General features: G+C 64.8%; 10 protein-coding genes. 4 read left to right on the top strand and 6 right to left on the bottom strand.

Annotated features, from left to right (window positions below; all coding sequences use genetic code 11):
• The coding region (locus tag OJA40_RS15105; protein ID WP_423816499.1) for an alcohol dehydrogenase catalytic domain-containing protein at positions 1-437 on the bottom strand (437 nt) is incomplete at its 3' end.
• A gap of 180 nt (positions 438-617) precedes the next feature.
• Between OJA40_RS15105 and OJA40_RS15100 the strand changes: the two genes are divergently transcribed.
• The 4 genes from OJA40_RS15100 to OJA40_RS15085 all read left to right on the top strand — a co-directional run bounded on the left by OJA40_RS15100 (position 618) and on the right by OJA40_RS15085 (position 5,714).
• Positions 618-1,322: an energy transducer TonB gene (locus tag OJA40_RS15100; protein ID WP_263811005.1), complete on the top strand. Its 705-nt coding sequence runs from the start codon at positions 618-620 to the stop codon at positions 1,320-1,322.
• Between the two features lie 98 nt (positions 1,323-1,420).
• Positions 1,421-2,566: a 4-hydroxyphenylpyruvate dioxygenase gene (hppD, locus tag OJA40_RS15095; RefSeq protein ID WP_208426473.1), complete on the top strand. Its 1,146-nt coding sequence runs from the start codon at positions 1,421-1,423 to the stop codon at positions 2,564-2,566.
• 284 nt (positions 2,567-2,850) lie between these two features.
• Positions 2,851-4,545, top strand: coding sequence for a chromosomal replication initiator protein DnaA (gene dnaA / locus OJA40_RS15090; RefSeq protein WP_208426472.1), 1,695 nt, complete (start codon positions 2,851-2,853; stop codon positions 4,543-4,545).
• Positions 4,546-4,565: 20 nt separating this feature from the next.
• Complete coding sequence (locus OJA40_RS15085; RefSeq protein ID WP_208426471.1) at positions 4,566-5,714, top strand: trans-sulfuration enzyme family protein; 1,149 nt, start codon at positions 4,566-4,568, stop codon at positions 5,712-5,714.
• A 468-nt stretch (positions 5,715-6,182) separates the two neighbouring features.
• Here OJA40_RS15085 and rplI read toward each other — a convergent pair whose 3' ends face one another.
• The 5 genes from rplI to glmS all read right to left on the bottom strand — a co-directional run bounded on the left by rplI (position 6,183) and on the right by glmS (position 10,751).
• Positions 6,183-6,632 carry a 50S ribosomal protein L9 gene (gene rplI / locus OJA40_RS15080; protein WP_011404119.1) on the bottom strand — a complete coding sequence of 150 codons (450 nt, stop codon included), beginning with the start codon at positions 6,630-6,632 and terminating at the stop codon, positions 6,183-6,185.
• A 49-nt stretch (positions 6,633-6,681) separates the two neighbouring features.
• Positions 6,682-6,894 (bottom strand): 30S ribosomal protein S18, encoded by a 213-nt coding sequence (rpsR, locus tag OJA40_RS15075; protein ID WP_011404118.1) that lies wholly within the window; start codon positions 6,892-6,894, stop codon positions 6,682-6,684.
• A gap of 53 nt (positions 6,895-6,947) precedes the next feature.
• On the bottom strand, positions 6,948-7,331 hold the full coding sequence (rpsF, locus tag OJA40_RS15070) for a 30S ribosomal protein S6 (protein WP_263789504.1): 384 nt from the start codon (positions 7,329-7,331) through the stop codon (positions 6,948-6,950).
• Positions 7,332-7,631: 300 nt separating this feature from the next.
• The gene (prfA, locus tag OJA40_RS15065; protein WP_208426469.1) at positions 7,632-8,705 is read right to left on the bottom strand and encodes a peptide chain release factor 1; all 1,074 of its coding nucleotides are present in this window, start codon (positions 8,703-8,705) and stop codon (positions 7,632-7,634) included.
• Positions 8,706-8,912: 207 nt separating this feature from the next.
• Positions 8,913-10,751: a glutamine--fructose-6-phosphate transaminase (isomerizing) gene (glmS, locus tag OJA40_RS15060; protein ID WP_208426468.1), complete on the bottom strand. Its 1,839-nt coding sequence runs from the start codon at positions 10,749-10,751 to the stop codon at positions 8,913-8,915.
• Positions 10,752-10,798: the final 47 nt, after the last annotated feature.

Raw genomic sequence — 10,798 nt, 5'->3', positions numbered from 1 at the left:
TGCTCGCCGAGTGCCATCACTGAAAGCATCGCGGTAAACCCGGCCGTGCCAATGATCATGGATTGGGCCGGGGACAGCCCATCGGGAAGCGGGACGAGTTTACGACCGGCCACGCGGGCTTCCTGGCGGTACCCGCCCCAGGCCACCTCGCCCAGCTGCCAGCCGGTTCCGATAACGCGATCCCCCTCTTCGAAGGCGTCGTGATCGGTGTTGAGAACACGCCCAACCAAGTCGATGCCCGGCACGATGGGGTAGTCCCCACGAATGACCTGCCCACTGCCCGTGACGGCCAGCCCGTCTTTGTAATTGAGGCTCGAGTACAGAACCTCCAGGTGCACCTCCTCCGACTCAGCCCCCGGAAGATCGTCGGTCTGGAGCTCCCGGACCTGGGCTTGAATCTCACCCTCTGTGTCGTCGAGCACAAGTGCCGAAAACATAGGACTCAAAGACTGACTCAAATGAGCAACACACGCGCCCCCATGCCACACGAAACGGTCCGGTTTGGTCCGCGCATCCGGAATCGTGCGTGTCAGGGGCAATTGTCCACGAGTGGAATCAATGTGCGCATTATTCGTGTAAAGAAACGATGGATGTCCCTTCCCAGCCCCGTGCCCGTCATGGATACAATCACGGATGTCGTCCTGGACGCCTACCCCCTACGTTGCATGGTCGGGCTGGCCGCCAGTCTCGTCGTCGTAATTGCCCTGGTTCACCTCCCGCTCCAACGCTCATCGCTACAGGTAGGATGGACGATCGATTCGTCCCCCGACCGGATTCTGCTCGGCGACGTGGTGCCCGAGGAGCCCACCGACACGGACCCAGGCGGCCGGTCCGAACGGGCGCCTCCGCCCACCAGCGCCCCTTCCTCACCCGAGGCCGCACCGGAAGCCTCTTCACCCTCGGAAACGGCCCAGGGCGACGGCGACTCGGGATCCTCCCCTTCGGAGTCCAACGCCAGCCGGAACAAAAAGGCCCGATACGCAAGCACGCTCGACGTCGCAGATCGTACGCCACAGATCGTTGGGGGCAAGGGCAGCCTGTACCTGAACATCCATTATCCGAAGAAAGCACGCGCTCAGGGCATTGAGGGACGCTTGGAACTCGAGTTTCGGGTCGAGCCCGACGGGAGCGTGAGGGATATCGAGGTGGTCAAATCCCTTCATCCCTTGTGCGATTCCGCCGCCGTAGACGGCGTAAGATCGGTTGATTTTATTCCGGCCCGGGTCGACGGCGATCCCATTCCAATCCGACTCCGTCTTCCGGTTCGGTTCACGATGTCCGCGCCCACCACCGCGGCCCAGGCCCACTCCGGTTCGTCCTAGCCAACGCCCCCGAAACGTTTGTGCAGAGAAAAAGTATCGACGATTCCAGCATGTGAAAGCGCTTCCGATTTTCCCCGTCCACAATCCCCTTGCGCACCATGGCCAACCCGACCACCGCCCCGGACCCCGACGTCGAGAGCCCCGAAGATTTCCTCCCACTCAACGGCACCGACTACGTCGAGTTCTACGTCGGCAACGCCAAGCAGGCCGCTCACTTTTACGCCCACCTGTTTGGGTTCCAGATTCAGGGCTACCGGGGCCCGGAAACCGGACACGAAGACAAGGTAAGCTACCTGCTCACGCAGAACGACATCCGGTTCGTTCTGACGTCGGCCCTCGGGCCGGACTCTTCAATCAGCGAGCACGTCCGCCAGCACGGGGATGGGGTGAAGGACATCGCGCTCGAGGTGGACGATGCGACCGCCTCCTTCGAGGAGACGACGAAGCGCGGCGCCCCGCCCGTCCAGTCCCCCACGGTTCAGGAGGACGAGCACGGACGCGTCGTGACCGCTACCATTGCCACCTACGGCGACACCGTACACACTTTCGTAGAACGGTCGGACTACGACGGGCCCTTCCTTCCGGGCTTCGAGCGGTGGGAGAACGAGTTCTGGTCGCCGCCCGCGCCAGCGGGACTGCAGTACGTGGATCATTGCGTGGGCAACGTCCACGAAGGGGACATGGATACGTACGTGGAGTACTACGCCCAAACGATGGGCTTCTTCAACATGCTCCACTTCACCGACCAGGACATCTCGACCGAGTACTCGGCCCTCATGTCGAAGGTGATGGCCAACGGGGACGAGAAGATCAAATTCCCAATCAACGAGCCCGCCGAAGGCAAAAAGAAGAGCCAGATTGAGGAGTACCTCGAGTTCTACCGGGGGGCCGGTGTGCAGCACGTCGCACTCGCGTCCGACGACATCATCACCACCGTGCGCGAACTTCGTCGCCGCGGCGTCGAATTTCTCCACGTCCCGGACACGTATTACGACCGGGCGGTGCTCACCGAGCGCGTGGGCTCCATCAACGAGTCCATCGACGACCTTGAGGAGCTTGGCATCCTCGTGGACCGCGACCCGGACGGCTACCTGCTTCAGATCTTTACCAAGCCGGTCCAGGACCGCCCCACGGTCTTCTTTGAGATCATTCAGCGGGAAGGGGCTCGCTCGTTCGGCGCCGGCAACTTCAAGGCTCTGTTCAAGGCCATGGAGCGGGAGCAGGAGCGTCGGGGCAATCTGTAGTGCCATTCAGTTTCCCACGGTGAGGCCCGCGAGGCCCCTGAGGGTGGCGTCAGATTCTTGCACGAGCCTGGCCTGCGCCACGGCCGTCGGGCCTCCTTTCGTGGAGGCGATTCGGGCCCGAAATTTCGGAGGGACCGTTAGCGGCGCGAGGCCGCGCCTCTTTAAATTTTCCCGGCACACACTTGCGTTCTGAACGGCTGTGGTCTACGTTGTGCGGGCGTCGATCTCAGCCTCCGCCGGCGCCGCTTCTCTGTCGCCGCTAACGCACGGTCTTCTTCTCATCTATGGTCCCGTCCGCCTCCGACGCTTGGCGCACTGCGCTTCGCGATCTCCGCGAGACGCTTCCGGAGCGAACGGTTCAGAACTGGCTGGACCCCATCCAGCCCCTCGACCTGTCTACGGATGAGGGATCCCCCACGTTGACCCTGCAGGTGCCCACGCCCTTCGGCATCCAGTACCTCCGCAGTCGGTTTCAGCGCTCCATCCGGCAGGCCGTGAGTGAGGCGGTCGGGGAGCCGACGGACGTGACCTACCAGGTGGCCCCCGAGGAGGAACGCCCCGACGAGATTGCCACGGACTCCGGGTCGTCCGGATCTGCTCCCGACGAGCCGGACGCGCCTTCGTCCCCCCAGGATCGACCGTCGTCCGCCCCCTCCAGCGACCAGGCCGGACGCTCCTCCACGTCCCCGCGCCCATCGGAGCCGGTGTCGTCTTCGTCCCCAGCCGGTCGGGAGGCGATCAACCAGTCTCCTTCCCCGGACGCATCGACCTCCGGGGGAGCCTCCTCGCCGACGGGCCCGACCACGCCCCGCCCGTCCTCCCCCGACGTCGCCGATGTCTCGGACCCTGGCCGTACGGAAGATGCCTCCGCCCCCTCCCCGCCCCAAACCGACGCGGGCTCCCCGGATGAGCGCTCGGCCCTCTACGAACAGGCCAAGCAGCACCTTCGTCCGGAGTACACGTTCGACGAGTTCGTGGAAGGGGACGGCAATCGCCTGGCCCGGAGCGCCGCGTTCGCCGTGGCACAGGAGCCCGGCAGCACGAATTACAACCCGCTCCTGGTGTACGGCGGTGTGGGCCTGGGGAAAACGCACCTGGCGCAGGCCGTCGCCAACTACGCCCTGGAGCACAACACCGCCGAACGGGTGCTGTACGTCTCCAGCGACCGCTTCACGAGCCAGTTCGTGCAGTCGGTCCGTGAGAACCGGATCGCGGCGTTTTCGAGCTACTACCGGCAGGCCGACCTGCTCATCGTCGACGACGTCCAGTTCTTTGGCGAGAAGGAGAAGACCCAGGAGGAGTTCTTCCACATCTTCAACGACCTCCACCAGAACGGAAAACAGATTTTCCTCTGTGCGGACCGTCCCCCCGCAGAGATCCCTGGCATCGAGGAGCGGTTGCTCTCTCGCTTCCAGTGGGGCCTGAGCGCCGATATCCAGCGCCCGGACCTCGAAACGCGGATCGCGATCCTGCAGCGCAAGGCCGCCCGGCAGGACATCGCCGTGTCGCCGGACGTGCTGGAGCTGATCGCCCAGCGCATCGACTCGAACGTGCGCCAGCTCGAAGGGGCCCTCACCCGCCTCACCGCCCTCGTCCAGCTCGACGACCGGACGCTCGACCTCGATACGGCCCGTCGCTTCCTGCGCGAGCACACCGACGAGGGCGCAGACGCCCTCAACGCGGACGACATCATCGAGCAGGTGGCCGAGTACTTTCGGCTCGAAAAGGGCGACCTGCTTTCTCGATCCCGCAAACAGACGGTGGCACAGGCGCGCCAGATCGCCATGTACCTCTGCCGCGAATTGACCGACGAGTCGTACGACCACATCGGCTCCCGATTTGGCGGGCGCGACCACTCCACCGTGATCCACGCCTACCGCAAGATCGAGGAGGACCTGGAATCCGACCCCGAACTGCAGGACGACATCTCATCCCTGCAGTCCAACCTCCAGGATCGGTCGCTGTCTTCGAGTCTTTAGCGGCGATGCCCGTCTGGCATATGTCCACCCTTGATACTCAATCCATTCACGCCGGCGAGCCGGAGCCACGGATTGAAGGGGCCGTGTCGATGCCCGTCTTCCAGACGGCGACCTACACCCACGACGAGCCGGGGGCGTCGCCCCGCTACGTCCGGTACAACAACTCGCCGAACCACGAGGCCCTCCACGAAAAACTTGCGGCCCTCACCGAGACGGAGCGCGCCCTGGTGACGGCGAGCGGGATGGCCGCCATTTCGTCCGCCCTCTTGGGCGTGCTGAATGCGGGCGATCATCTCGTTGCTCCGCACAGCCTATATGGCGGGACCCTCGCCCTTCTCAACGACCTGCTTCCTCGGTTCGGGATCACCCACACCCTCGTTCCCGAGGACACGCCCGAGGCATGGACTGAAGCCCTGCAGCCGAATACGGAAGTGCTCTACGCGGAAGCGATCACCAATCCGCGCCTCGAGGTCCTGAACCTCACGGGCATGGTCGACCGCGCGGAGGAGCACGACCTCACGACCGTCATCGACAACACGTTCGCCTCGCCCGTCAACCTCCGTCCGGCCTCCCTGGGGTTCGACGTAGTCCTCCACTCCGCCACCAAGTACCTCGGGGGCCACTCGGACGTGGCTGCGGGCGTGGTGGCCGGGGCGTCGAAGCCTTTGGACAACGCGCTCCGGACGACGAAGCTGCTTGGGGGCATGCTGGACCCACACGCGTGTGGCCTCCTGCATCGGAGCCTGAAGACCCTCGGGGTGCGGGTGCGCAAGCAAAACGAGACGGCCCGGGCGCTCGCGGCGGCGCTGGCCGATCACGACGGCGTCGAACGGGTGCACCACCCCAGTCTTTCGTCCCATCCCCATCACGATCGCGCCCGGACATTGCTCGACGGGTTCGGGGGCATGGTGGGCCTCGAACTGGCCCCACAGACAGCGGTCGATTCGTTCTTCGACGCCCTCTCCCTCCCCCTTCGTGCGCCGAGCCTCGGGGGCGTCGAGACGCTCGTGACGCAGCCCGTGCACACATCCCACAAGGACGTGAGCCCGGCGGCCCGCCGGGCCATGGGCATTACCGATCGGTTCGTGCGCGTATCCGTAGGGCTTGAAGGCCCCGACGACCTCGTGGCAGACTTTGCCGCGGCGCTCGACGCCGGGCTGGACGAGTAGCCGTCCCCCCTCCTCTGTTCTCTCTCCTCCCCCTGTGTGTTTTGAGCCGCGGGGGACGTGCGGGGGCCACCGCGGGAGGCCGGGATCGGTCGGGCCGCTGGGGTCGCTCGCGCCGCGACGCTCGAGGGCGCACAGGCGTTCGAGGGGCCGACGGTGTCGACTGCGCACGATTGAGGACGGCATCGTTTTCGAAGCCGAACGGCTGCCCCGGGACGTGGAGCAGGGGGTGCGCACGGCGGAAGGGGCGGCCGGCACCGGACGCGAACCCGACGCCTACTAAGTGGCGGGGTTGAGAAGGACGGACGGCCGGGGCAACGTACTGTTCGGCTGCTCCTCGCGGCGCAGGCCGCCTTCCGACATCTCTCGAATGGAAGCGCCTGCAGAAAGCAGAAGCGCCTACAGGAATGCGCAAAGGGGCCCTCACGCAAATGAGGGCCCCTCTGTCGCCGCAGTCTGTTGTCCATTCGGTCAGCCCGACTCCGGAATGACCTGGATGTCCAGGGTCGCTTCGATGCCGTAGCCCAGGTCGATGGACGCCGTGTAGGCCCCCACGAACCGGATGTCTTCGTCGAGCTCGATGTCTCGCCGGTCAATGTTGAAGCCGCGGTTGGAGAGCTCCACCGCGATCTGCTGAGTCGTCACGGTGCCAAAGATGCGGTTGTCCTCGCCCACCTTCGCGGTGAAGACCACCTGCATGTCTTCGAGCTCGTCCTTGAGCTCTTCGACCTGCTCTTTCTTGGCGGCCTCTTTGCGGGCCTGCTGCTGCTGCTCGTCGCGCAACTGGCGAATGGCCCCGTCGGTGGCCACCCGCGCGAGTCCTTGGGGAATCAAGTAGTTGCGGCCATAGCCGTCGGCCACCTCGTGGACCTCGCCCTTTTCGCCGAGGTGGTCCACGTCGTTGAGGAGAATAATCTGCATGATGCAATCGGGTCAGTCGGAAATGGTGGAGACAGTTCGTCCGGGTCCGTTACCGAACCGACTCGGACACGTACGGCATGAGGGCGAGGTGCCGGGCCCGCTTGATCGCCTTCGTGATCTGGCGCTGCACGCGGGCGGGCACCCCCGTCACGCGCCGCGGCAAGATCTTGCCCTGGTTGTTGATGAACTGCTCCAGGAACTCGGTGTCCTTGTAGTCCACGTATTCGAGGTGCTCGTAGTCGACGTCGTTTTGGTCAGCCATGGGTCATCGGAAGCTCAAGTTCGAGAAACGCGGGAAGGCAAAGAGGGGAGACGCTACTCCTCGTCGGACTCGTCCGCCGCCTCTTCTTCGGCGGCCTCCTGCGCACGGCGCTCCTTGCGCTGCTCGTAGTGACGCTTCATCTTCGCGTCCATGCGCAGGGTGAGGTAGCGCAGCACGTCGTCGTTGATGTCCAGTTCTCGTTCCAGGCGCGGAACGAGCTCGCCCGGCGCCTGGAAATACATGTTCACGTAATAGCCGCTGCGCTTGCGGTCGATTTCGTAGGCGAGGCGTTGGTTGCCCCACTCGTCGACCTCAAGCACGTCGCCGTCGTTGCTCTCGATGAGGTGGTTCACCTTGCGGACAATGTCGTCCACCTGGTTTTGCTTGACGACCCCACTGATGACGTACGTCAGTTCGTACTGATACTTTTGTGCCATGTCGTGTGCCTGGGTCCCTATGGGATGAAGTTGAGTCATGCCCCTCGTAGAACGCCGACGGCTGTCGGAGTGCGGAGGAGCAGGGAAAACGCAGTTGACATGTACGACCGTCGTCCCAGGAGGTCGCACAGACGCCTTGAAAACAGGGTGAGGATTCCGCGGTGCGGAGGGGAATCAGTGAGCAGTCCGCCCCGCCCTCTTTTGCCTTCAGAATTGCGAGCATGGGCGCCGGCCGCACGGCGCGCTGTGCCGCCTCGGGCCCAGGGCGCCCGACGGGAGTAGACGGTCCGGCCCAACGGCCTACAGATTCGCCAACTTCTCCGCGTGCTCTTCGGCACGAAGGGCATCGATGATCGGATCGATTTCCCCGTCCATGATGGGCTGGAGGGAGTGGTTTTTTTGGCCCCCTTCCAGTCGATGGTCGGTCACGCGGTCCTGGGGAAAGTTGTAGGTCCGAATCTTCGCCGACCGGTCGCCGCTTCCCACCATAGACCGGCGGGCCTCTTCCCGCTCGGCCCGCTGCTCCTCCCGTTTCTTCTCGTAGACGCGGGAGCGCAGGACGCGCATCGCTTTTGATCGGTTTTTGTGCTGGCTCTTCTCGTCCTGGCACGACACCTCCACGCCCGACGGCGCGTGCTTGATGCGCACGGCCGAGTCGGTCGTGTTCACGGACTGCCCGCCGGGGCCGGTCGCCTTAAACGTCTCGATCGTGAGGTCGCTCGGGTTGATGTCCACGTCTACCTCCTCCGCCTCCGGCAGGACCGCCACCGTGGCCGCGGACGTGTGGATGCGGCCGCTCGACTCGGTCTCGGGGACGCGCTGCACCCGGTGCACGCCCGCCTCGTACTTCAGCGTACCGAACACGTCCTCCCCCTTTACGGCGAAGATGACCTCCCGGAATCCGCCCTGGGTGCCCGGCGACGCGTCGATGAGTTCGTAGGTCCACCCCTGTTGCTTCGCGTACTGCGTGTACAGCCGAAACAGGTCGCCGGCGAAGAGGGAGGCCTCGTCCCCCCCCGCCCCGGCCCGGATTTCCACAATGGCATTCTTCTCCTCCTCCGGGTCCTTCGGGATGAGCTTCTGCTTCAGGTCTTCCTCTACCGCCGGAAGCTTCGCCTCGAGCTGCTCGAGCTCCTCCTTCGCCAGGGCCTCCATCTCCCCACTCTCATCGCGGATCATCTCCTCGAGCTCGCCCCGCTCGTCCAGAAGACGCTCGTAGCGGTCGATGGCCTCCACGACCTCTTCGAGGCGGCTGTGCTCCTGCCCCAGCTCCCGCATCCGGTCCGGGTCGTTCGCGACCTCCGGATCCGCCATGAGGCTTTCAACCTCTTGAAACCGATGCTTGACCTTGTCGAGCTTCTCGCGTTCGATCATAGAGCAGGTGGGTCTGACGGGATTACTGCGAAGTGCCCTACGGAGGCAAGGGCGTCGAGTTCGTCCGGAGCAACGCCCCCACGGTCGTGTAATTCCCACCGATCAGCACAGTTGGAACCGAATTCCTTTCTGGCCCTGGGGCAGACCGTAGGGCGCAGGCCTAGGCTGTATTGTTTGGTCACAGCAGCAACACCCGCCAGGCCTTACTCACTCCACCGTCACGCTCTTCGCGAGGTTGCGGGGCTGGTCGACGTGGCACCCCCGCAGCACCGCGATGTGGTACGACAGGAGCTGCAGCGGAATCACAGTCAGAAGCGGAGAGAGAAACTCTTTGGTCTGCGGAATCTCCACGACCGCCTCGCACAGGCCCTCCAGCTCCGCGTCCTTATCGTCGGTAATGGCGATGACCGACCCCTCGCGGGCGGCCACCTCTTCGATGTTGGAGAGCACCTTGTCGTAGGTGCTGTCCTTCATCGCCATGAAGACCACCGGCATGGACCGGTCGATAAGCGCGATCGGCCCATGCTTCATTTCGGCCGCCGGGTAGCCCTCCGCGTGGATGTAGGAGATCTCTTTGAGCTTGAGGGCCCCCTCCAGCGCCACCGGGAAGTTGTAGCCGCGCCCCAGGTACAGGAAGTTCGACGCGTACCGGTAGGTATGCGCCATCGATTGAAGGGCCCCATTGCTGGCGTCCAACACGCGGCGCACCTTGTCGGGCACCCCCGCGAGGGCCCGGATGTTGTCGGCCAGCTCTGCCTTCGACAGCGTGCGCCCCTCCGCCAGCTTCAGGGCGATCATCGAGAGCACGGTCACCTGCGCGGTGAAGGCCTTCGTGGACGCGACGCCAATCTCGGGCCCGGCGTGCAGGTACACGCCCGCGTCCGTCTCCCGCGCAATGGTCGACCCCACGACGTTGCAGATGCCGAAGCAGGGGATGCCCTTGCTGTGGGCCTCGCGCACCGCCGCGAGGGTGTCGGCCGTCTCCCCGCTCTGCGAGATGACGAGCACCACGTCGCCCTCTCGGAGCACAGGGTCCCGGTACCGGAACTCACTCGCGTACTCGACCTCCACCGGAACGCGGGACGCCGACTCGATGAGGTACTCGCCCACCAGGCCCGCGTGCCAGGAGGTCCCGCAGGCCGCAATGACGATGCGATCCGCCTCCCGCAGCTGATCCCAGTGCCCGTGGAGCCCGCCCAGGTGGATCTGGTTGTGCTCGGGCCGCACGCGGCCCCGCATGGCGTCCTCCAGGGCATCGGGCTGCTCCATGATTTCCTTCAGCATGAAGTGGTCGTACCCTCCCTTCTCGATCTCCCCGAGCGACCATTCGAGCTCGTGCACCTCCTTTTTGAGGGGCTCGTTGTCGATGGTGGTCACCTCGTAGCCGGAGTGCCGCAGCGTGGCCATCTCGCCGTCCTCCAGGTAGACGACCTGTCGGGTGTGCTCCACGAGCGGGGCCGCGTCGGACCCCACAAAGTACTCGTCGTCGCCCACGCCCAGGATGAGGGGGCTTCCGTTGCGGGCCGCGATGAGCAGATCCGGGTCTTCCCGCGACACGACCGCGATGCCGTACGCGCCCACCACCTGGGTGAGCGCCTGCCGCACCGCCTCCGGAAGCGACAGGTCGGTGGCCCGCTTTACCTCCTCGACCAGCTTCACGAGCACCTCCGTGTCGGTCTCGCTCTGGAAGGCGTAGCCCTTTTCTTCGAGCCGCTCCTTGATGGCCCCGTGGTTTTCGATAATCCCGTTGTGTACCAGGGCGAAGGCCCCGTCGGAGCTGACGTGGGGGTGGGCGTTGACGTCATTCGGGGCCCCGTGGGTCGCCCAGCGGGTATGCCCGATGCCGGTCGTTCCGGCCACGGACGCCCCGTTCAGGCTGCTCCGGAGATCGTCGACCTTTCCTTCTTGTTTTTGAACGTGCAGGGCCGCGTCGTCGACCGTCGCGAGTCCGGCCGAATCGTACCCGCGGTATTCGAGGCGCTTGAGGCCCGTGAGCAGGAGCTCCTCCGCTTCTTGGCTCCCAATGTATCCGACAATTCCACACATAGACGTCCGATTGGCTTGACGTGACAACAGAGATGAAAAGCAAACGC

Source organism: Salinibacter pepae (assembly GCF_947077775.1).
GTDB lineage: Bacteria > Bacteroidota > Rhodothermia > Rhodothermales > Salinibacteraceae > Salinibacter > Salinibacter pepae.
The sequence above is the reverse complement of the archived record's forward strand: the minus strand, read 5'-3'. Positions and strand labels throughout refer to the sequence as shown.